Genomic DNA, 21,575 nt, shown 5'->3' on the forward strand with positions numbered 1-21,575 from the left:
TTAAAAAAAAGAGGAGAGCAGGTAAAAATCAACTTTTATATTTAGCTATAATATGCTTAGAAATCAATAATGCTCTCGTTTTGAATATAAGTGTATCGAGAAGTGCTCCTTCCTTTAGTTAAAGGAAGGTGGGTTTTATTGTAAAATAAAACTCGGATGGTTTGTAGTAAAATAAGCGAAGCGCGTTTTATAAAACGATTACTTCTTCATGATATCCTCCATAATCTTCAAATGATGTGTGGTATGCAATACCAAAAATTTAGTAACTCTTTTTTTATTAATATGCCCGAATAGCGGATGTTTAAAATAAGCGTTCTTGTCTAAGTCGGCTATTGTACTAATATTCGTTTTTGCTAGTTGTAATTGACTAACAAGATCTTCTTTTAAAATGACTTCTGGTGGTTTTACATATTTTGGCGCTTTTGCTTTTCCTCTAGGGAAAAAACCAAGTGTAAAGAATACTTTTCCTAGAAAGCTAAAGTTGTTTTTAAAAGTATTTGGATCGGATTTTTGAAGCGAGATAACAACGCTATTAATTACTTTTAGGCTGTGATCTATATGCCAAGCGATATCACTTTTAGAAACTTTTGGGTTAGAAATAGTGTGATTTTTTAGATGCGATTCTAAGGTGTTAATGGCAAGATTAATTTTTTCTAAAGGCATGAAGTTGTTATTTATAAATGGGAAGATACTTATTTAATAACTAAAATGTGAAATTAGGTATTGGATGTATGCTGTTTTTAGCAAGATGTTTATTCTTAGTGAGCTCTTTCCTTTAGGTAAAGGAAGGTTTGAATTAAAACAAACGAAGTACATTTTTTTAACTCCTCTTTCTTAAAATTTCTAAAGCGGAAATTTTAATTCATTCTCCTCTTTAAAAGAAAGAGGAGAGCCATTAAAAACTGACTTTTATATTTCGCTATAATGTTCTTAGAAATCAAGAATGCTCCTGTTTTAAGTATAAGTGTATCGAGAAGTGCTCCTTCCTTTAGGTAAAGGAAGGTGGGTTTTATATAATAAAACTCGGATGGTTTGTGGTAAATTAAGCGAAGCGCATTTTTAAGATTTAGAATGTTGCAAACAGATTGCCGTGTCGTTCCTCCTCGCAAAGACCATAAATGATTAGCCCGCAATAAGGATTGTAATGGCATCCTTTTTTGAGGCACGAGAAAAAGATATAGTGTAAAGCCTGGTTGGTTTTGGTTTTTTCGACCAAAAGCTAATTGCCCAACTTCTCGATACATCCCGATAAAAATCGGGACACTCGAAGTGACAGCAAAAAAAAATCCCAAACACGAATGCTTGGGATTTTAGAATTTAATTTCAAAGAATGAGATTGCCACGTCGCTAAAAAGCGCCTCGCAATGACATTTTTTTAGTATCTGTAATGCTCAGGTTTGTAAGGGCCTTCAACCGTTACGCCAATATATTCTGCTTGGTAAGGTTTAAGTTCTGTAAGCTCAACACCAATTTTTGCTAAGTGTAATTTTGCTACTTTTTCGTCCAAAGCTTTTGGTAACATATATACATCGTTTCCGTATGCTTCTTTGTTCGTCCAAAGTTCAATTTGCGCTAAAGTTTGGTTTGTAAAAGAGTTAGACATTACAAAACTAGGGTGACCAGTTGCACAACCTAAGTTTACTAAACGACCTTCGGCAAGTAAGATGATATCTTTTCCGTCAATGTTATATTTGTCTACTTGAGGCTTGATAGTATCTTTTGTATGCCCATGCTTTTCGTTTAACCATCCTACTTGGATTTCGTTATCAAAGTGACCAATGTTTGCAACAATAACTTTGTCTTTCATTGCTTCAAAATGCTCAGCACGTACTATATCTTTATTTCCAGTAGTTGTGATAATAATATCTGAATTACCAACAACCGTTTCTAATTTCTTTACTTCAAAACCGTCCATTGCAGCTTGTAATGCACAAATTGGATCGATTTCAGTTACGGTTACAATACTTCCTGCACCTTTAAAAGAAGCAGCAGTACCTTTACCAACATCACCATAACCACAAACGGTTACACGTTTTCCTGCTAACATAATATCTGTTGCACGACGAATTGCATCTACTGCAGATTCTTTACAACCGTATTTGTTATCAAATTTAGATTTAGTAACAGAATCGTTAACATTAATAGCTGGCATTGGTAATGTTCCGTTTTTTACTCGCTCATATAATCTGTGAACTCCAGTTGTAGTCTCTTCAGATAAACCGTTGATTCCATCCGCTAATTCTGGGTATTTATCTAAAACCATGTTGGTTAAATCACCACCATCATCTAAAATCATGTTTAACGGTTTTCTGTCTTCACCAAAAAATAAGGTTTGTTCAATACACCAATCAAATTCTTCTTCTGTCATATCTTTCCATGCATACACAGCAGTTCCAGCAGCAGCAACAGCAGCAGCAGCTTGATCTTGTGTAGAGAAAATGTTACAAGAACTCCAAGTAACATCTGCTCCAAGAGCTTGTAAAGTTTCAATTAAAACAGCAGTTTGAATAGTCATGTGTAAACATCCTGCAATACGTGCTCCTTTTAATGGTTGCGTGTTTTTATACTCTTCACGTAAACTCATTAGTCCAGGCATTTCTGCTTCGGCTAAATCCATTTCTTTTCTTCCCCAAGCCGCAAGCGACATATCTTTTACCTTGTTAGGTACGTAAGCAACAGTTTTTGTACTCATATTATTTTTTATCTTGTTTTAAAATTGCACTTGCCTTTGGCTTTATGGCTTAAATAACTAAATTCGCTATATAAAAATTTGCCAAATTCGCTTTAGACGATGCAAAGATAATCAATAACTTTTAGAATATTAAATGCCTATTTATAAAACTCTTACACCAAACTCACAAACTACTGTTAAAATCTGGAAGATTACAGAGTCTTATGAAGATTTACTAGCGCCTATTACGTTGAATCCAGAAAGCATGCAACGGGTTTTAGGGATGAAAAGTGAATTGCATAGACGTGGTTTTTTAAGTGTGCGCCATTTACTTGCTGCTTTTGGTTATACCGATGCCGATTTAATTTATGATCCGAATGGAAAACCACATTTAAAGGATGGTAAGCATATTTCTATTACGCATTCGTTTACGTTTTCGGCAGTGGTAGTTAGTGATACTGTTGTTGGTATTGATGTGGAAAAGCAACGCGATAAAATTGGTGTCATTGCACATAAGTTTTTAGATTATGAAAATCTGTATTTAGATAAAGAGGCTTCCACTTATATAAATAAACTAACCGTTATTTGGTGTATTAAGGAATCGCTTTACAAATTATTTGCTACTCCGGGATTGAGTTTTTTACAGCATACGTTGGTTATTCCGTTTACCGTGGAAGAAGGAAGTACTATTGCTTGGATTGATTACGAAGGGAAAAAACATAGATACCAAACTACATTTTTTGAGTTTGAAGGTTTTACTTGTGCTTATGCATTACCAGCTTAGATGAAGATATATCAAGACATATTAGTTTCTATTGCTAAAGAGGAAAGGGGTTTAGCGGTTTTAATCGATCCGGATAAAACAAAACCGGAGGACTTAGGTCGTTTTATGCAAAGGCTAAACAACTCTATTGCAACGCATATTTTTGTTGGTGGAAGTACTGTGGAAGCTTTTGTAACAGAAAACCTAGTTCTAGAATTAAAGAAACACACGCATTTACCTATTGTATTGTTTCCAGGAGATGTATCGCAAATTACCAATCATGCCACTGCTATATTATATCTATCTTTGTTGTCTGGTAGAAATTCGGAATATTTAATTGGAAAACACGTAGCCTCGGTATCTAAATTAAGAGATAGCCATTTAGAAGTGATTCCTACCGGTTATTTGCTAATAGAAAACGGAAAAGAAACAGCTGTACAGCGAGTAACACAAACGCAGCCAATGCCAATTAATAATGTACAAGCTATTGTAGATACTGCAAAAGCTGGAGAATTTCTTGGCATGCAGCTTATCTATTTAGAAGCAGGAAGCGGCGCAGAAAAAGCGATTCCTGCATCTATAATTAGTGCGGTAAAAAAAGATTTAAAAATTCCTTTAATTGTTGGTGGCGGAATACGAAGCAAAGAGCAATTAGATACAGCATACCTCGCTGGAGCAGATTTAGTGGTTATTGGTACTGCTTTTGAAGAAGATGAAACATTCTTTAATGAATTAAAAAAATAAATAAATATGGAAATATCTGTAGATCTTACGCTTTCTCCTTTGCAGGATGATTATGAAAAACATGTAATTAATTTTATAAAAGCCTTACGTGATTCCCCATTTAAGGTTTTAGAGAATCCGTTGAGCACCCAAATATTTGGCGATTATGATGCATTGATGCCTTTTTTAACGCAGGAAATAAAACGTTCTTTTCAAGATGTCGATATTTCTGTATTGACTATGAAAGTTGTTAAAACAAATAGAAGTGATTATGAACCACATTTTTGATTTCTTTTTCGGTCAGTATTATGATTATGAAACATTAGATATTGTATTAGAAATTGTTGCTGTTATCTTTGGATTTCTATCGGTATGGTTTTCGAGAAAAAACAACATTTTGGTATTTCCAACAGGAATGATAAGTACTTGTATTTTTGTGTATTTATTATTTAAATGGCAGCTTTTAGGTGACATGATGATTAACGCCTATTACTTTATAATGAGCGTGTTTGGTTGGTACATTTGGACACGTAAAGTAGATGCTAGCCATATGACGCCAATTTCTAGAACTACCAAAAAAGAACAAAAAATAAGTGTAGCTATATTTTTAGCAACGCTAGTTTTTGTTTTTATTATTTATAAAGCATTTGATAAATGGAATGGTTGGGTCGCTTATGTGGACACTATTACTACAGCCATCTTTTTTGTTGGTATGTGGCTAATGGCAAAACGTAAAATAGAAAACTGGATCTACTGGATTATTGGCGATCTTATTTCTATTCCTTTGTATTTTTATAAAGGATTTACCTTTACAAGTTTTCAATATTTAGGATTTACATTTATAGCAATATTAGGATATATAGCATGGAAAAAAAGCTTAAGCAAGAACCAAGTAGCTGCATAAAAGTCGTTTTATTTGGACCTGAATCTACAGGAAAAACAACTTTGTCAAGGCAATTAGCTAGACATTATCATTCGGTTTGGGCACCAGAATACGCTAGGGAATACCTGCAAGATAAATGGAATAACGAGCGTAAGACTTGTGAAGCAAAAGACTTGTTGCCAATTGCTATCGGACAAATGAAACTAGAAAACGCATTAGCTAAAAAAACGGATTCTGTTTTAATTTGCGACACCGATTTACTGGAAACCAAAGTGTACTCAGAAACGTATTATTCAGGGATTTGTGATCCTATGCTTGAAAAATATGCTTTAGAAAACACGTATGATATATACTTTTTAACGTATATTGATACGCCTTGGGAAGCAGATGATTTAAGGGATAAGCCGGAAGAACGTTTAAGTATGTTTCAAGCTTTTCAAGAAACTTTAATAAAGTATGACAGGCCTTATGTTTTATTGAAAGGCGATAAGAAAACACGTTTAGAAATTGCTGTAAAGCATATTGATAAATTACTAAATAAAAAGAAGTGAAATTTACAGAAAAAGATATCCAACAAATAGAATCTAAAAACCTAACTGTAGAAAAAGTTAATACGCAAATACAACTTTTTAAAACAGGTGTTCCGTTTGTAAATTTAAAAGATGCAGCAAATATTGGTAATGGTATTTTAAAGTTTTCTGAAACAGAGAAGAAGGAAGCAATTCAATTTTTTGAAAATAAAAGAAACCATAAAAGCATACTTAAATTTGTTCCTGCTTCTGGAGCGGCAACTAGAATGTTTAAATTCTTGTTCCAATTTATACAAGAGTATGATGGGAAGGAAGAAAGTGTAAATTCATATATTAATAGAAATAAAGCCTCCGAGTTGTCTTTGTTTCTTGTAGGTGTAGAAAAACTCCCTTTTTATAGTGAAGTTCTAACTAAGGTAAAAGAACGTATTCCTAATTTTAATACCCTTTCGCAGGATAAAAAAAAGCTGGAGTTTATTAAAACGATCTTAGAGACAGACAAACTTAATTATGGTTTTTATCCAAAAGGATTACTTCCTTTTCACCAATACAAAGATCATGTTTCCACAGCTTTTGAAGAGCATTTGTTTGAAGCAGCGCTTTACGCATCCTCTAATAATGAAGCAGATTTACATTTCACTATTTCAGAAATACATAAACATATTTTTGATGAAGAGTTTAAGCGAATAGAGAAGATTGTAGAGGCAAAAACGAAAACTAAATTTAATATTTCATTTTCCTACCAATGTCAATCTACAGATACTATTGCTGTAACGCCAAAAAACGAACCTTTTAGAGAAGATAAGGAAGATTTGTTGTTTAGGCCTTCTGGGCATGGCGCACTTTTAAATAATTTAAACAAGTTAGATGCAGATATTATTTTTATTAAAAACATTGATAATATTGTAGTTTCTAAATATGAAAGCGAAGTGGCCGAATCCAAAAAAATGCTTGGCGGTTTATTAATGAAATTGCAGGAACAAGCATTTGTTTATTTAGAAAAACTGGAAGAAAATAACCTTTCGGAATCGGAATTAATTACCATTGCAGAATTCTTAAAAAATGAACTACATGTTGTAATTAATATAGAGTTTGAAAAATATTCTAAAACGTATCAAATTGAATATTTAAAGGAAAAATTAAATCGTCCTATTCGTGTTTGTGGCATGGTGAAAAATGAGGGAGAACCTGGAGGAGGACCATTTTGGGTGAAAGATGAAAGTGGAAATGTTTCCTTGCAAATTGTAGAATCTGCACAAATTGATAAAAAGAATAAAACCCAAAAGAAAATATTAAAAAATGCAACTCATTTTAATCCTGTAGATCTTGTTTGTGGTATTAAAAATTATAAAGGCGAAAAGTTTGATCTGGACAAATATGTAGATCGAAAAACAGCATTTATTACTATGAAAACGAAAACCGGAAAAGACTTAAAAGCTCTAGAACTTCCGGGGCTTTGGAATGGTTCTATGGCACATTGGAATACCATTTTTGTGGAAGTTCCACTAATAACTTTTAATCCTGTAAAAACAGTTACAGATTTATTAAAAGCAGCACATCAAATTAATGCGTAATGTTTAGTGAAAAGCAGTTAATTAGCGAGTTAAATTATAAAGCCATACGAAGTTCTGGTGCTGGAGGACAACATGTAAATAAAGTGTCTTCCAAAATAGAACTAACTTTTAATCTGGAAGATTCTCAAGTTTTTAATGACGAGGAAAAAGAGCGTTTAGAACGTAAATTAAATAAGAGACTAACGAAACAGAATGTGCTCATTATTCAATGTGGTGAAAGTAGAAGTCAACATAAAAATAAAAAAATAGCAATACAACGGTTTCTTCAAATACTACGAGAAGGTTTAGTTGTTCCCAAAAAACGCAAACCAACAAGAATACCAAGAGCGGTAAAAATAAGACGCTTAAAATCAAAACGTTCTAATTCGGAAAAGAAAACCAATCGAAAAAAACCAAACATCGATTAAAAAATTATGGATTATTGCTTGTTAATTATTGATTCTTAATTACATTTGCAGCGTTCTCAAAAAAGGGGTGCTTTTTATAGTTAGTAATCATTTCGATTTTTAACTTGTAACGGCTGAGATCATACCCATTGAACCTAGAACAGGTAATGCTGTTTAGGAAAGTCGTAACACATTTGTGTTACTGTGTCATGCTGAGCTTGTCGAAGCATCTCACAAAAAAAATCAATTAATAACAACAAAAGAATAATTACCTCTTTTTATTCGATTATAAACATAATCGTAATGAAAAACCTATTTCTTTTTTTAACACTTTTAGTGTTAACCGTCAGTGCAAACGCACAAGAAAAACCTCAAGACTCTACAAAACTAGAACAACTAGACGAAGTCTTAATTAAAGCCGTTCGCGTGAACGCAACATCACCAATTACACACACCAACGTAAGTAAAGAAGAGCTTGCAAAACGTAATCTAGGACTCGATATTCCTGTTCTATTAAACTTTTTACCATCGGTAGTTACTACCACAGATGCGGGAGCAGGAATTGGTTATACCTACATTCGTGTTCGTGGTATTAATGCACAATCTACCAATATTACTCTTAATGGTATTCCATATAACGATTCAGAATCGTTAGGGACTTTTTGGGTAAATCTTGGTGATTTTGCTTCTTCTGTAGAAAGTCTGCAGTTACAACGTGGTGTTGGTACATCTAGTAATGGTTCTGGTGCTTTTGGAGCTAGTATTAATGTGTTAACAGATGCGGTTTCAGAAGTTGCAAATGGAGAAATTTCTAATTCCTTCGGAAGCTATAATACCAGAAAACACAATGTGAAATTTAGTACAGGAAAACTAAATAACCACTTTGAAATTGCTGGACGTTTATCACAAATAAAATCCGATGGTTATATCGATAGAGCTTCGTCCGATTTAAAATCGTATTTCCTACAAGGTGCTTATGTAGATGATAATCGTTTAATAAAAGCAATCACTTTTAGTGGAAAAGAGGTCACCTACCAATCTTGGAATGGTTTAGAAGATTTAGACCTTTTAAAAAATGATAGAACTTTTAATACCGCAGGAATGTATACCGACGAAGCTGGTAACCCGCGTTTTCATGAAAATGAAGAAGACAATTACCAACAAGATCATTACCAATTACATTACACAGAACGTATAAACAATAATTGGTCTACAAATTTAAGTTTGAATTATACGCATGGTAAAGGTTATTTTGAGCAATATAAGGAAGATCAAGATTTTGAAGATTATGATTTAGAGGAAATTATGGTTGGTAGCGAAACCATTAATACTACAGATTTAATTCGTAGACGTTGGTTAGACAATGATTTCTATGTTGTTAATGCGAATGCGAATTTTAAGAAAAATAAATTAGATATGATTTTTGGAGGATCGTATAGTACGTATTCTGGGGATCATTTCGGAGAAATTATTTGGGCAAGAAATGCAAGTTCTAGCGAAATAAACGATACCTATTATGATGGAAACGGAAAGAAAACGGACGCAAGTTTCTTTACCAAAGCAACGGTTAAGTTGAATGATAAAATCTCGCTTTTTGGTGATTTACAAGTCCGATTAGTAGATTATAAAACGACAGGATTAACTTCGGATAGAGTTGCTTTAAGAGTGGATGAAAACTATAGTTTTTTTAATCCGAAAGCCGGAATTACCTATGAGTTGAATACAAATAACAACATCTATTTTTCGTATGCCAGAGCAAATAGAGAACCAAATAGAGACGATTTTGAAAACAATGAAACCGTGAAGCCAGAACAGTTAAATGATTTCGAATTAGGCTTTAGACACCAATCGGAAGTGTTTAGTATTAATACCAACTTGTATTATATGTTATATAATGAGCAGTTGGTTTTAACAGGAAATAGAGATAATGTTGGTAATCCAATACGTACCAATAGTGGCGATAGTTACCGATTAGGTTTAGAGATTGAAGCTGCTGTAAAACCGCTAGAATGGTTAACGATACAACCATCTATTACAGTAAGTTCTAATAAAAATAAAAGCACGGTTGTTTCTAGAGATGGTAGTTTAGCAGATTTAGGAAAAACAAATATTTCCTTTTCGCCAGAAGTTGTGCTATCTAACGCATTGGTATTTAATCCAATGAATAATCTTAATCTTTCTTTGTTAACCAAGTATGTTGGTGAACAGTTTATGGGAAACACAGATAGTGAAGCATCTAAATTAGATAGCTATTTTGTAAATGATATTAATGTGTCTTATAAATTAGATACCAATGCATTTGTAAAATCTATTACTTTTTCTGCTTTAGTAAATAATATCTTTAATGAAAAGTATATATCCAACGGGTATTACTACACATATGATGATACTTGGTCTGCACCAGATGCAACGACTACGATGGAAGGAGCAGGTTATTATCCGCAAGCAACCAGAAATTTTTTAGTTGGTGCTACACTGAGGTTTTAAAATCTAAGCATATAATTAGTTTACAGAACTTGTTTCCGAATCTAAAACAAAACGTTCCAGTATTTATACTGGAGCGTTTTTTTAGTTAAGCGGTTTCGTTTATCTTGTTTTTGAATTTATTTTGAGGAAGAAAAACGATTTCCATTTTTGAAGCGGTATACTTATTCCTAAAAACGGAAAATCATAAGTACTTCTGTTAGACAAAAAAAAGCCATTCTAATGAAAGAATGGCTTTCCAATTAATTAACACTTTAATTAATTTTAAAATTCCCAAGGCTAAGATACAAATAATGTAGAATATTTTCTATATAAAATTATATTTTTTTATAATTTAATTTTAGGTAAGAAAAAACTGTTTCCTTTTTTTTAGGGGAAGATGGATTTCCATTGCTAAAAACAGAAAGACGGAAGGATTTATTTTAGTTTGAATAGCATCGGTAAAATTGTAATCCATCCAAAAATAAAAAACCACCTTCTTTTTTTTGGAAACGAAAAGACAGAAAGTTTTTTACCACAAAAGATACTGTTTCATCTAAATAGTTAGTTTTCAATTTATTAATGTTTTAGTTAATTGAAAAATTAACTAGTCTAAGACATAAAATAATATAGAGTATTTTCTATGTAATGTTAGTTTTATTGCTTTTTTATTATTAGGTTTGATAAGTCAATGGTTTAAAAGAATTGCCAAAGCATATACAAATTAAGAATTCTTCAGGGGTATTGCATGAAAACTATCGCATAAAAGTTAAAGATGGGCTATACCATATAGATGTGAAAACTGGAGAAATTCTAGATTTAGAGTATATGGTTTCACCTAAATAATAATAACTATGAAGAATATTTATTTAAAGAGATTTTTGGCTTTTTTGATTGATTTTATTATTGTCAGTTTTATTTATAATATACTTGATGATATGCTTTCGCTATCCTTTGAAATAACAGAATTAACTTTATTTGAAACCAAAATAAAGCTGCGTTTTAGTTTTATGATTTTAACGTTTTATATTTATATCCTATTGTTTGATGTTTTTAATAAAGGGATAACGTTTGGGAAAATGATTTTTAATTTATCTATAGATAATACGGATAGTGATAATCTTGAAGTAGTAGATTTATTAAAAAGATCATTGCTAAAAATACTCACCATAATTATTTTACCAATATCTATTCTTTTGTATCTATTTAAAAATAAGTATCTCTTACAAGATAAATACTCGCCTTTAAAGGTTGTTTAAATGGATAAGGAAGAATACAAGTTAAATCTGGTTAAGTAGAAAAGTACTAAAGGAATAATTTAGTACTTTTTGCTTAAAAAAGGATTATGCAATTGTTGGGGTTCTTTAAAATTTGCACTAATTGTTATAGACCCTAATAATATTACCGCTTACTTCTACAAAATAAGGTTTTAAACCGTATTGCCCTGTTGTACTTCCGTTTGGTTGTCCTGTTAAAATGTCATACACATTCTCGTCATCACAACCACAAGTTGCTAATACGCCTTCTACTGTTAAAACAGAGCAAGATTGGTAGTAATGGTTTGGATCGCTTAATTCAAAAGCAGTATAAGAACTTCCGGAATAGTAAACTACAATACCACTTAACCCAAAACCATAGACTACTGCATGATTACCTGGAAATTTTAAACTATTGTACTGCGGAAAACTTGTGTTTATTGTGGTTCCAGTATCAAAATTTTGATCTGGTAAATATTCGTTAGTGTTGTCGTTATCGTTTTTGCTACAAGCAATTAGCATAAAGCCTGTTATAGCAGTTAAAAGTAACTTTTTCATTAGGTTTTTTTTGTTTAGCAAGGTACAAAAAATGTACTTTGAATTAAATATTTTGTATCTTTCCTCAAGGCATTTAAAATTTTAAAATACTTGTTTGAGCTAAAGTTCTTTTAAGTACATTTTTCCATATGTAATTAAAAATTTTGTACTTTTGTAGTACAATCTCGTGTATGCGAGATTTTTTTATGCGGAACACTTACGCAGATATTGCTTAAGAAGATTTCAGCATCTTTTATATTAAACGACGAAGTTATGAGTAAAGTATCTTATTATACAGCAGAAGGATTAAAAAGATTAAGAGCAGAGCTTAAGCAGCTTAAAGATGTGGAGCGCGTTAAGGCTTCTAGAGCAATTGCAGAAGCAAGAGATAAAGGAGATCTAAGTGAAAATGCAGAATACGACGCTGCAAAAGAAGCGCAAGGTATGCTGGAAATGCGTATCTCTAAATTAGAAGATCAACTTGCTGGAGCTCGTGTTATTGATGAGTCGCAAATGGATAATTCTAAAATTTTAGTGCTTTCTAAAGTGAAAATAAAAAACCAAACCAATGGCATGGAAATGTTATATACTTTGGTTGCAGATGGTGAAGCAGATTTGGCTGCCGGAAAAATATCAGTAAACTCACCTATTGGTAAAGGTTTATTAGGTAAAGTGGTTGGCGATGTTGCCGAAATACAAGTGCCAAGTGGTATTATGAAGTTTGATATTATAGAAATTTCTAGATAAATAATTTCTTTTTTATTTCCACAAAGGTGGAAATCTTTCAAGCAAATTTTTTAGACTCCTATTTTTAACAGAAAACAATTCGGTTTTAAATAGGAATTTTTATATTTACATATAAACCTTTTTTTATGGCTTCTATATTTACAAAAATTGTTCAAGGTGAAATACCTTGTTATAAGGTTGCGGAGACGGATGATTTTTTAGCATTTTTAGATGTGAACCCGAATGCTAAAGGACATACACTTTGTATACCTAAAAAGGAAGTAGATAAAATCTTTGATCTTGATGAAGAAACATATACTGCTTTAATGCAATTTTCGCGTAAAGTGGCCATTGCTTTAGAACAAGCTGTGGATTGTAAACGCGTTGGTGTTTCTGTAATTGGTTTAGAAGTACCACATGTGCATGTGCATTTAATTCCGTTGCATACTATGAAAGATGCAACCTTCCAGCAGAAAACAAAACTAACTACAGAAGAGTTTCAAGATATAGCAAAGGCTATTCAATCGTATTTATAAAAATACTGCTAGTAAAATTCCAGAAAAAACGAATACTACAAATAGCGAAATAAGTAACCAAGCTTTCTTTTTTAGTTTGGTAGACGCTGTTTTGGGTGTGAATGCTTTTTGTTGGTACGCAAAAACACGCTCTATATCTTCGGTCCACATTACAGGAAAAATATCTGTATTACAGGTTTTACAATGTATGGCTTCCGTGGTTTTGTTGGTAATAGATTTATAGAGTGATGTTTCTATAAATTTTTGCTTAAAGGTTAATTGTAAGCCATTGGTGTTATAGCATTCTGGACAATTATTGTTTAAGGCTACTTCCTTTATTGTAATTAGTTTTTTATCCATATTTAAATGCTTTTTAATGCAATTTGCATGGTAGTACCTTTGCCAATTTCAGAACGTAAAACTTTAATTTTACCATCATGAAACTCTTCAATAATACGTTTTGCTAAGGATAGTCCTAAGCCCCAACCTCTCTTTTTTGTAGTATAACCGGGTTCAAAAACAGCTTTGAATTGGTTTTTAGCTAAACCTTTTCCAGAATCTGTAATCTGAATACTGATATTATTTTCTAATTGTAAGATTTCAATTTTAAGTTTCCCTTTTCCTTTCATGGCATCAATACCATTTTTCACAAGGTTTTCAATAGTCCAACTATATAGCTGCTTGTTTAAATTTACGAAAATTTTATTTTCTGGCACTATTATCTCGAAATCAATTAGTTTAGATAGTCTGGTTTTGAGATAATCTGTTGTCGCTAGCGTTTCTTCTACAATATCTGTTTTCTCTAATTTTGGCAAAGAGCCTATTTTACTAAAACGTTCTGTAATGGTTTGTAATCTGCTAATGTCTTTTTCAATTTCTTGAATGTACTCCGGATTGACATTTTCTATTTTTAAAATTTCTGCCCAACCAATTAGAGAAGATAAAGGCGTGCCAATTTGATGTGCGGTTTCTTTTGCCATTCCGGACCATAATTTATTTTCGATGGCTGTTTTATTACTTCTGTAAAAAAAGTAAACTACGGCGCCAAATAAAATAATTATTAACAATAACGCTAAAGGATAATACTTTAGTTTGTTTAGTAAAGGAGAGTTCGCATAATAAAGTGTTTGGTTCACTTCTTTAATATTTATAGGTGTATTCTCTTCGCTAAATGCATGTATTAGTTTGCTTAAATTCTTTTTTACATAAGCCGAATCTGCTTTGGTACCTTTTCCTATATTACTAAAAGAATAAATGGAAGAATCTTTATTTATAACAATAATTGGCGTGGTATTATTGCTCGATAAAATTTTAAAAATTAAATCGGTATTTACATCAATGTTTTCATCAATAGCATTCTCATCAATTACTTTAAATAATTCGTTTTGAGCAAAAGTCCAATTTTCCATTTTAATCCGCTCTTCTGTTTTAAATTTCTGAAAGAAAAGATACGTATTCATTAAAATAAGAGAAATAATAGCAAAGGATGCTATTACAATAACCCATCGAATTAGATTTCTGTTTTTTGAAAAACCCATAATTTAGTTTGAAAATATTTTTAACGGCTATCGGAACTTGTTTCCGGATTGAAATTTTAAATATAATGCAATTCTGTTAATATTATTGTGTAGTTGTTAGTAAATAGGTTTTTTGTTGCGCATCAAAAGCCTTAGTTTTGTAGAAATTATTGTGAACATGTTATCATTCGAACCAAAAGAACTTACTACAGGAAAATTGCATGGGTATTTACTAAGTGCAGTTGCGCCAAGGCCTATTGCTTTCGCAAGTACTATAGATGCTGATGGCAATCCAAATTTATCTCCTTTTAGTTTTTTTAATGTGTTTAGTGCAAATCCACCAATATTAATATTTTCGCCAGCTCGAAGAGTCCGAGATAATACCACAAAGCATACGCTTGAAAATGTAGAGGCTATAAAAGAAGTCGTTATTAATGTGGTGAATTATGATTTGGTGCACCAAATGTCTTTAAGTAGTACCGAATACGCAAAAGGTGTAAATGAGTTTGAAAAAGCTGGATTAACGATGTTAACATCAGACATCGTAAAACCTTTTCGTGTTGCAGAATCTCCAATACAAATGGAGTGTAAAGTAACCGAAATTGTAAAGTTAGGAACCGAAGGAGGCGCTGGAAATTTAGTGATTTGCGAAGTGGTAAAACTTCATGTTTCAGAAGCTGTTTTAAATGAAGACCAATCTATTAATCAAGAATTATTAGATTTGGTAGCAAGAGCAGGAGGAAGTTATTACAGTCGTGCAAAAACTGGTTTTTTCGAAATACCGAAACCACTTTCCTCTTTGGGAATTGGTCTAGATAATGTACCTGAAGAAATTAAAAATAGTACGATTTTAACAGGAAATGATTTAGGCATGTTAGGTAATGTTGAAAACTTACCGGAAGAAAAAAGCATTCAGGCTTTTAAAAATGAACATAATTTAAGTTCTTTACCCACGGAAATAAAACATAAAAAGGCAAAAGATTTTTTAAGTTTTAATGATGTAGAAAGCGCTTGGAAAATGTTATTATCGTAACTTTGCGATATCAAATTAGACGAATATTTAATAATTATATAGAAGATGGAAGTACAAGGAAAAGTAAAAATGATTGGAGAAACTCAAACTTTTGGAAGTAATGGGTTTAGAAAGAGAGAATTAGTAGTAACAACAGACGAGCAATATCCACAACATATACTAGTAGAGTTTGTGCAAGATAAAACAGATCTTTTAAACAACTACAAAGCAGGACAAGCTGTAAAAGTAAACATCAACTTAAGAGGTAGAGAATGGGTTAATCCTCAAGGAGAAACTAAGTATTTCAACTCTATTCAAGGTTGGAGAATTGAAGCTGCACAAGGAGAAAGTGCTTCTGGCGAAATGCCTCCAGTGCCACCAGCAGAAGCTTTTGAGCCGGCAGCAAATGTAAATGAAGAAGATCACGACGATTTACCTTTCTAAAATTCTTTTTAGGTTCCCGTTTTGACGGAAATCTTAAAAAATATGCCTCGAGAACTTAATTGTTGTCGAGGTTTTTTATTTTTACAAAACCATGCAATATTTAACTAGTAAAATAGAATTTCCAAATGTTCAAGAAGCAGACGAAGAAGGTTTGCTTGCCATTGGAGGCGATTTAAGTGTAGAAAGACTTTTGCTAGCATACAAAAGTGGCATTTTTCCTTGGTTTAATGAAGGAGATCCTGTTTTGTGGTGGTCTCCAGATCCTCGATTTGTTTTGTTTCCAGAAAAGCTTAAAGTTTCAAAAAGCATGAAACAAGTACTAAGAAAATCAGATTTTACAGTTACTATTAATCAAGATTTTTTGAGTGTTATTAAAGCGTGTTCTATAGCAAAACGCGAAGGACAATCGGGAACATGGATTACAGATTCTATGGTGCAAGCGTACTTAAAATTACACGAATTAGGCTATGCGAAATCGGTGGAGGTTTGGCAAAATGAGGAACTCGTTGGAGGGCTTTATGGTTTAGATTTAAACAATGGTATTTTTTGTGGAGAAAGCATGTTTGCAAAAGTAAGTAATGCCAGTAAAGTTGCTTTTATAAGCTTTATACAAAACACCAATTATAAACTCATAGATTGCCAAGTATACACAAACCACTTGCAAAGTTTAGGAGCTGAAGATATCTCTAGAGAAGATTTTTTATTTTTCTTAAAGTGATAAAAATCATGTTGTTTGTAATAGATTTTTCTGAAATTAGTGATTAATAAAATATTATGCTAACACAAGAAGATTTTCAACAAAGTAATAACCCAACAGATTTTAAAGAATTACTTCGGAAATCATTATCCGAAGAAGAATATAGAAATCTCATGTATTCTGTTGATTACGAAAACCAATTATTACAACTACAAGCCGAATTAGTAGATTTACAACAATGGGTTGCAAAATATAATAAGCGCGTTTGTGTTATTTTTGAAGGTAGAGATGCTGCCGGAAAAGGTGGTACAATAAGAAGATTTACAGAACATCTCAATCCTCGTTCTATGCGAGTTGCAGCACTTACCAAACCTACAGATGTAGAGCGTGGTCAATGGTATTTTAGAAGATATATTAAGGAATTGCCAAATCCTGGTGAACTCGTTTTTTTTGATAGAAGTTGGTATAATCGTGCCGTTGTAGAACCCGTTATGGGGTTTTGCTCTGAAGAAGAATATAACAAGTTTATGGTTCAGGTTACCGAGTTTGAACATATGCTTTATGAAGACGGTGTAGATATTATAAAATTTTGGTTTTCTATTTCTAAAGAAGAACAAGAAAGAAGATTTGCTTCCAGATTAGAAAATCCATTAAAGCAATGGAAATTTAGTGAAGTGGATAAAGAAGGACAAAAACTTTGGAATAAATACACACATTACAAAGAAGAAATGTTTGGTAAAACACATACTTCATTTAGTCCATGGATAATTTTAAAAACTAATAATAAAAAGGAAGCACGCCTAGAGAGTATTCGTCATGTATTATCCAAATTTGATTATGATGGAAAAGGGAATTCTGGAACCACCACACTTCCAGATCCAAACGTTGTACAACGCTATCACAGAATGATTAAACAAATAGATTAAAGAGGATGAAAATATCGGATAAAAGCTTAAAAAAATTAAACAGTAAAAAGGGGTTGAAGTATTTTTTACTGGATGAGAATATGACAGCAATGAAAGCTGTTCGATTGTTGAATTATGAAAGTAGGCTTAAAAAGTTACAAGTAGAACTCCGGAAATTACAAGAATACGTCGAAAATAACGGAGAAAAAGTAGTAATTATTTTTGAAGGACGTGATGCCGCAGGAAAAGGTGGCGCCATCCGGAGAATTACGGAACACTTAAATCCTCGTGAATTTAAAGTCGTAGCCTTGCCAAAACCAACAGAAGAAGAACTGGGAGAATGGTACTTTCAACGGTATATAAACAATCTTCCTAGAAAAGGAAAAATAGTGTTTTTTGATAGAAGTTGGTATAATCGAGCAGTTGTAGAACCGGTGAATGGTTTTTGTACCAAAGAAGAATATGACATTTTTATGAATCAGGTTAACGATTTTGAACGTATGCTTATTGAATCGGGAACACGAGTTATAAAGTTTTATTTTTCGATTTCAAAAAATGAACAAGCCAAGCGCTTTGCAGATATTAAATCTAGTCCAATTAAAAAATGGAAATTTAGTAAAGTAGATCAAAAAGCATTAGAACTTTGGGATTCGTATACGGATTATAAAAACCTGATGTTTGAAAAAACAAACACAGAAATCTCTCCATGGATTATCATAAAAGCAAATCGGAAAAGTTTGGCTAGAATTGAAGCCATGCAAAAAGTGTTAGAGTTAATTCCGTATAAAACCAAAAAATAAAGATTGTAAGGTAAGCAATGTTTTAAAAGTGAAATTCCAATAGTGAAATTTAAAATTATACTATAGTACTTCGTTACTTCGAGTGATTTCGAAGTATGAGAAATTGTATCGAGAAGTAAAGTTATTCCAATATATGTGCTCGATACTAAATTCTTGAAAATAGAATTTCACTCCGTCTTATGATGGTTTTATCCAATTAGCTAAACTTCTTCATATCTAAAACATCCAATTTCATGATCGTTTATCATGCCAGTTGCTTGCATATATGCATACATCACTGTAGAACCAACAAATTTGAAACCTCGTTTTTTTAAGTCTTTACTAATAGCATCGCTAATTGCGGTATTTGCAGGAGCGTCTTTGTAGTTTTTATGTTTGTTTTTTATTGGTTTGCCATCTACAAAAGCCCAAATATATTTTGAGAAGCTTCCAAACTCTTTTTGAATTTCCATAAATAGTTTTGCGTTGCTAATCGTGCTTCTTACTTTTAATTTATTCCTAATAATGCCTTTGTTTAAAAGTAATTCTTGCACTTTATCTTCGTTGTATTTTGCGATTTTTTTATAATCAAACTGATCAAAAGCATCATGAAAATTTTCCCGTTTTCGTAAAATAGTAATCCAACTTAAACCAGCTTGAAAGGTTTCTAAAATTAGAAATTCAAAAATAGTTTCGTCGTCATAAACAGGAACGCCCCATTCGTGATCGTGATATGCTTCGTATAAATCATCTCCAACACACCAACCACATCTATGTTTTGTCATAATCGTATATTTTTAGAAATCCATTCCAACATTTAACGTAAAAGATTTAAAAACAAATAACCATTTTAGTCATATGTGTTTTACGGACTGTAAGTTTTTGTTATAAAGATAGACATAGATATGATAAAAATCATAATTTATAAATACATATACATGTATTTTTACTTCTAGAAATAAAGAATATGAACAATATAATTAAAGACAGTTTAGCAAAAAGTATTAGCTATTCAGAATACACCACATTAGTTAATGATTTAGTGGAAAATAAGGATACTACAGGAACAGATAAATCTGAAAATCTTGTAGAATATACCATGCTTAATGCCAAACGAATGAAACGTTGGGATAAAACGTTGAAAGTGAACGAAGCTGTTAAAGAACAAATTGAAAAAATAGATAAAAAAATTACTTGGTTAGTACTTACCGAAAGCTGGTGTGGTGATGCTGCTCATGTAGTTCCTGTAATGCAAAAAGTAGCAGAACTAAATCCTAATATTAATGTGAAAGTGGTATTACGTGATGAAAACGAAGCATTAATGAATAGCTTTTTAACCAATGGCGGAAAGTCTATACCTAAATTAATTATGGTAGATGAAACTTCTGGTGAAGTGATAAATACTTTTGGACCAAGACCAAGTGGTGCTACGCAATTGGTAAACGATTATAAAGAGAAGCATGGTATGTTAACTCCAGAGTTTAAAGAAGATTTACAACGTTGGTATAATAAGGATAAAGGACAAAATGCAGTGGATGATTTGGTGGCGTTGTTAGGTGAGTAGTAAAAAATCGCTTTGCTTTTTTTGTTTTCAAACGCTCGGAATTTTCTAGGGAAAACCGACCTCTCTTTAGCTAAAGAGCGGAGCGTATACGAGAAGGTTTATTTTTAAGTATCCTGCGAGGTTTTTAAAACCTTGTAGGTGTTACTTTTAGGTGTGAAAAACGGGCGTTATTTATTTCCCTTCAAAATAAAAAGTAATCGTCCCAATTTGAGCGCCATCTGAAGTATTACGATTAAATCTAGCTTTTTCAGCATACTCTAAAGCATGCTCAATAAGGCAGCTGTTGGAAGAACTGGAAGCATTATTATAAGATGTACTTGTAACTTTTCCAGAAGTGTTTACCGTAATATTTACTACTATTTTACCGCTTGCCTGGCATAAATAAATAGGTGTTGGTAAGTATCTGTGTTTTCTATTTACTAAAGAATAACTAACGGAACTTTTGGCGTTATTGTTTTCATCTAGTTGCTTTTTAAGAATGTCATTTACTTTACTAAAAGATTTTAATTCTTCTTTCTTTACAGTGGAAGGTTTTTCTTTGGCCTCTTTTTTACTACTAGCTCCATAATCCGAATGACTTAAATCAGGTCTAACATAATCTTCTGGAGGAGCAATTCTTCTTTGCACAGAAGCCTGATTTTTACTTTTTTCATTTTGGTTGTATGCTTGGTTGGTTTCCGCTTTAGTCGCTTTTTCTTGTGCTTCTAATTCGGTTTCTGTGATTTCCCTTGCAGGCTCTATTTCGTAGAAGGTTTCAGCAACTTCTTCATTATGTTTTAAAATATGAAAATTAAACATACCCAATATTATCGTTCCTGAGATAAGAAACGTAATAGACATCGCTTTATGTTTATTATTGAATTGCATGTAGGTTAATAACGTGTTTTATTACGTGGTGGCACTTAAAGATACGTTAAAAATGAAAAATTAGATTTTTTAAGAATCTAATGCTTCAATAAAAGCTTCGATGGTAACTGCATTATCTACATTATAATCACCAATTTTTGTTCTTCTTAAAACGGAAAGATGTCCTCCCGAATTTAAAGCTTTTCCAAAGTCGTGTGCTAAAGATCGAATGTAAGTTCCTTTACTGCAAACTACTCTAAAATCTACTTCGTTATTCTCAAAACGCGTAATTTCAAAAGTCTCAATAGTAATTTTTCTAGACGGTATTTCTACTTCTTCGCCAGCTCTTGCGTATTCATATAAACGTTTTCCATCTTTTTTTAATGCGGAAAAAATTGGAGGAAATTGATCTATCTCACCTGTGAATTGATTCGTGGTTTCTACTACTAAATCCTTTGTAATATGATCTGTAGGGAAGGTTTCGTTTATTTCAGATTCTAAGTCGTAGGAAGGCGTTGTTCCTCCTAAAACAATAGTTCCTGTGTATTCTTTAATCTGCCCTTGAAATGTATCAATTTGCTTGGTCATTTTCCCTGTGCAAATAATCAGTAATCCAGTAGCTAAAGGATCTAAAGTTCCTGCATGACCAACTTTAATTTTTTTAATGTTGAAGGTCTGTCTAATTTCCCAACGTAGTTTATTTACCACTTGAAAAGAGGTCCAGTTTAAAGGTTTATCTATTAATAAAACTTGTCCGGTTTTGTAGTCTTCTTCGATTAGCATA

At 32.3% G+C, this 21,575-nt stretch carries 25 protein-coding genes; 17 read left to right on the forward strand and 8 right to left on the reverse strand.

Features of this window, described 5'->3' with window-relative positions:
* Nucleotides 1-198: 198 nt before the first annotated feature.
* Nucleotides 199-663 carry a DUF1569 domain-containing protein gene (locus ACVCXO_RS08715; protein WP_452229203.1) on the reverse strand — a complete coding sequence of 155 codons (465 nt, stop codon included), beginning with the start codon at nt 661-663 and terminating at the stop codon, nt 199-201.
* A gap of 712 nt (nt 664-1,375) precedes the next feature.
* Nucleotides 1,376-2,692 carry an adenosylhomocysteinase gene (gene ahcY / locus ACVCXO_RS08720; protein ID WP_452229204.1) on the reverse strand — a complete coding sequence of 439 codons (1,317 nt, stop codon included), beginning with the start codon at nt 2,690-2,692 and terminating at the stop codon, nt 1,376-1,378.
* Nucleotides 2,693-2,825: 133 nt separating this feature from the next.
* On the opposite strand from ahcY, the gene ACVCXO_RS08725 reads away from it, so the two are divergent.
* From ACVCXO_RS08725 to ACVCXO_RS08765, 9 genes are all read left to right on the forward strand, one after another.
* A complete protein-coding gene (locus ACVCXO_RS08725; RefSeq protein WP_452229205.1) occupies nt 2,826-3,455 on the forward strand; it encodes a 4'-phosphopantetheinyl transferase family protein in 630 nt (209 codons plus the stop codon).
* Complete coding sequence (locus tag ACVCXO_RS08730; RefSeq protein ID WP_452229206.1) at nt 3,456-4,178, forward strand: geranylgeranylglyceryl/heptaprenylglyceryl phosphate synthase; 723 nt, start codon at nt 3,456-3,458, stop codon at nt 4,176-4,178.
* Between the two features lie 6 nt (nt 4,179-4,184).
* The gene (locus tag ACVCXO_RS08735) at nt 4,185-4,445 is read left to right on the forward strand and encodes a hypothetical protein (RefSeq protein ID WP_452229207.1); all 261 of its coding nucleotides are present in this window, start codon (nt 4,185-4,187) and stop codon (nt 4,443-4,445) included.
* Nucleotides 4,429-5,061: a nicotinamide riboside transporter PnuC gene (gene pnuC, locus ACVCXO_RS08740; RefSeq protein ID WP_452229208.1), complete on the forward strand. Its 633-nt coding sequence runs from the start codon at nt 4,429-4,431 to the stop codon at nt 5,059-5,061. The genes ACVCXO_RS08735 and pnuC overlap by 17 nt, the downstream gene beginning before the upstream one ends.
* The gene (locus ACVCXO_RS08745) at nt 5,022-5,591 is read left to right on the forward strand and encodes an AAA family ATPase (RefSeq protein ID WP_452229209.1); all 570 of its coding nucleotides are present in this window, start codon (nt 5,022-5,024) and stop codon (nt 5,589-5,591) included. The genes pnuC and ACVCXO_RS08745 overlap by 40 nt, the downstream gene beginning before the upstream one ends.
* Nucleotides 5,588-7,144 carry a DUF4301 family protein gene (locus tag ACVCXO_RS08750; protein ID WP_452229210.1) on the forward strand — a complete coding sequence of 519 codons (1,557 nt, stop codon included), beginning with the start codon at nt 5,588-5,590 and terminating at the stop codon, nt 7,142-7,144. Before ACVCXO_RS08745 ends, ACVCXO_RS08750 begins: the two co-directional genes overlap by 4 nt.
* Nucleotides 7,144-7,551, forward strand: coding sequence for an alternative ribosome rescue aminoacyl-tRNA hydrolase ArfB (arfB, locus tag ACVCXO_RS08755; RefSeq protein WP_452229211.1), 408 nt, complete (start codon nt 7,144-7,146; stop codon nt 7,549-7,551). The genes ACVCXO_RS08750 and arfB overlap by 1 nt, the downstream gene beginning before the upstream one ends.
* Nucleotides 7,552-7,833: 282 nt before the next feature.
* On the forward strand, nt 7,834-10,017 hold the full coding sequence (locus tag ACVCXO_RS08760; protein ID WP_452229212.1) for a TonB-dependent receptor: 2,184 nt from the start codon (nt 7,834-7,836) through the stop codon (nt 10,015-10,017).
* 830 nt (nt 10,018-10,847) lie between these two features.
* Nucleotides 10,848-11,252, forward strand: a complete 405-nt coding sequence (locus ACVCXO_RS08765) for an RDD family protein (RefSeq protein WP_452229213.1) — start codon at nt 10,848-10,850, stop codon at nt 11,250-11,252.
* 117 nt (nt 11,253-11,369) lie between these two features.
* On the opposite strand, the gene ACVCXO_RS08770 is transcribed toward ACVCXO_RS08765, so the two are convergent.
* Complete coding sequence (locus ACVCXO_RS08770) at nt 11,370-11,807, reverse strand: hypothetical protein (protein WP_452229214.1); 438 nt, start codon at nt 11,805-11,807, stop codon at nt 11,370-11,372.
* Between the two features lie 252 nt (nt 11,808-12,059).
* Between ACVCXO_RS08770 and greA the strand changes: the two genes are divergently transcribed.
* Both greA and ACVCXO_RS08780 read left to right on the forward strand, forming a co-directional pair.
* A complete protein-coding gene (greA, locus tag ACVCXO_RS08775; RefSeq protein WP_452229215.1) occupies nt 12,060-12,533 on the forward strand; it encodes a transcription elongation factor GreA in 474 nt (157 codons plus the stop codon).
* 125 nt (nt 12,534-12,658) lie between these two features.
* A complete protein-coding gene (locus tag ACVCXO_RS08780) occupies nt 12,659-13,048 on the forward strand; it encodes an HIT family protein (protein ID WP_452229216.1) in 390 nt (129 codons plus the stop codon).
* On the opposite strand, the gene ACVCXO_RS08785 is transcribed toward ACVCXO_RS08780, so the two are convergent.
* Nucleotides 13,043-13,387 (reverse strand): hypothetical protein, encoded by a 345-nt coding sequence (locus tag ACVCXO_RS08785; RefSeq protein ID WP_452229217.1) that lies wholly within the window; start codon nt 13,385-13,387, stop codon nt 13,043-13,045. The genes ACVCXO_RS08780 and ACVCXO_RS08785 overlap by 6 nt on opposite strands.
* 2 nt (nt 13,388-13,389) lie before the next feature.
* Nucleotides 13,390-14,565, reverse strand: a complete 1,176-nt coding sequence (locus ACVCXO_RS08790) for a sensor histidine kinase (protein WP_452229218.1) — start codon at nt 14,563-14,565, stop codon at nt 13,390-13,392.
* A gap of 157 nt (nt 14,566-14,722) precedes the next feature.
* Between ACVCXO_RS08790 and ACVCXO_RS08795 the strand changes: the two genes are divergently transcribed.
* The 5 genes from ACVCXO_RS08795 (at nt 14,723) to ppk2 (ACVCXO_RS08815) (ending at nt 18,402) form a co-directional block, all read left to right on the forward strand.
* Nucleotides 14,723-15,577: a flavin reductase family protein gene (locus ACVCXO_RS08795; RefSeq protein ID WP_452229219.1), complete on the forward strand. Its 855-nt coding sequence runs from the start codon at nt 14,723-14,725 to the stop codon at nt 15,575-15,577.
* 45 nt (nt 15,578-15,622) lie between these two features.
* Nucleotides 15,623-16,000: a DUF3127 domain-containing protein gene (locus tag ACVCXO_RS08800; RefSeq protein WP_452229220.1), complete on the forward strand. Its 378-nt coding sequence runs from the start codon at nt 15,623-15,625 to the stop codon at nt 15,998-16,000.
* 91 nt (nt 16,001-16,091) lie between these two features.
* Nucleotides 16,092-16,718 carry a leucyl/phenylalanyl-tRNA--protein transferase gene (gene aat / locus ACVCXO_RS08805; RefSeq protein ID WP_452229221.1) on the forward strand — a complete coding sequence of 209 codons (627 nt, stop codon included), beginning with the start codon at nt 16,092-16,094 and terminating at the stop codon, nt 16,716-16,718.
* Between the two features lie 56 nt (nt 16,719-16,774).
* Nucleotides 16,775-17,623, forward strand: a complete 849-nt coding sequence (gene ppk2 / locus ACVCXO_RS08810; protein WP_452229222.1) for a polyphosphate kinase 2 — start codon at nt 16,775-16,777, stop codon at nt 17,621-17,623.
* Between the two features lie 5 nt (nt 17,624-17,628).
* On the forward strand, nt 17,629-18,402 hold the full coding sequence (gene ppk2 / locus ACVCXO_RS08815) for a polyphosphate kinase 2 (RefSeq protein ID WP_452229223.1): 774 nt from the start codon (nt 17,629-17,631) through the stop codon (nt 18,400-18,402).
* A gap of 200 nt (nt 18,403-18,602) precedes the next feature.
* Here the strand turns inward: ppk2 (ACVCXO_RS08815) and ACVCXO_RS08820 are convergent, their stop codons facing one another.
* A complete protein-coding gene (locus ACVCXO_RS08820; protein ID WP_452229224.1) occupies nt 18,603-19,166 on the reverse strand; it encodes a DNA-3-methyladenine glycosylase I in 564 nt (187 codons plus the stop codon).
* Between the two features lie 182 nt (nt 19,167-19,348).
* Between ACVCXO_RS08820 and ACVCXO_RS08825 the strand changes: the two genes are divergently transcribed.
* Nucleotides 19,349-19,945 (forward strand): thioredoxin family protein, encoded by a 597-nt coding sequence (locus ACVCXO_RS08825; RefSeq protein ID WP_452229225.1) that lies wholly within the window; start codon nt 19,349-19,351, stop codon nt 19,943-19,945.
* Nucleotides 19,946-20,116: 171 nt separating this feature from the next.
* Here ACVCXO_RS08825 and ACVCXO_RS08830 read toward each other — a convergent pair whose 3' ends face one another.
* Nucleotides 20,117-20,812, reverse strand: a complete 696-nt coding sequence (locus ACVCXO_RS08830; RefSeq protein ID WP_452229226.1) for a TonB family protein — start codon at nt 20,810-20,812, stop codon at nt 20,117-20,119.
* A 69-nt stretch (nt 20,813-20,881) separates the two neighbouring features.
* On the reverse strand, nt 20,882-21,574 hold the full coding sequence (gene truB / locus ACVCXO_RS08835) for a tRNA pseudouridine(55) synthase TruB (protein WP_452229227.1): 693 nt from the start codon (nt 21,572-21,574) through the stop codon (nt 20,882-20,884).
* Nucleotide 21,575 lies beyond the last annotated feature (1 nt).

Source organism: Lacinutrix sp. MEBiC02404 (genome assembly GCF_053601575.1).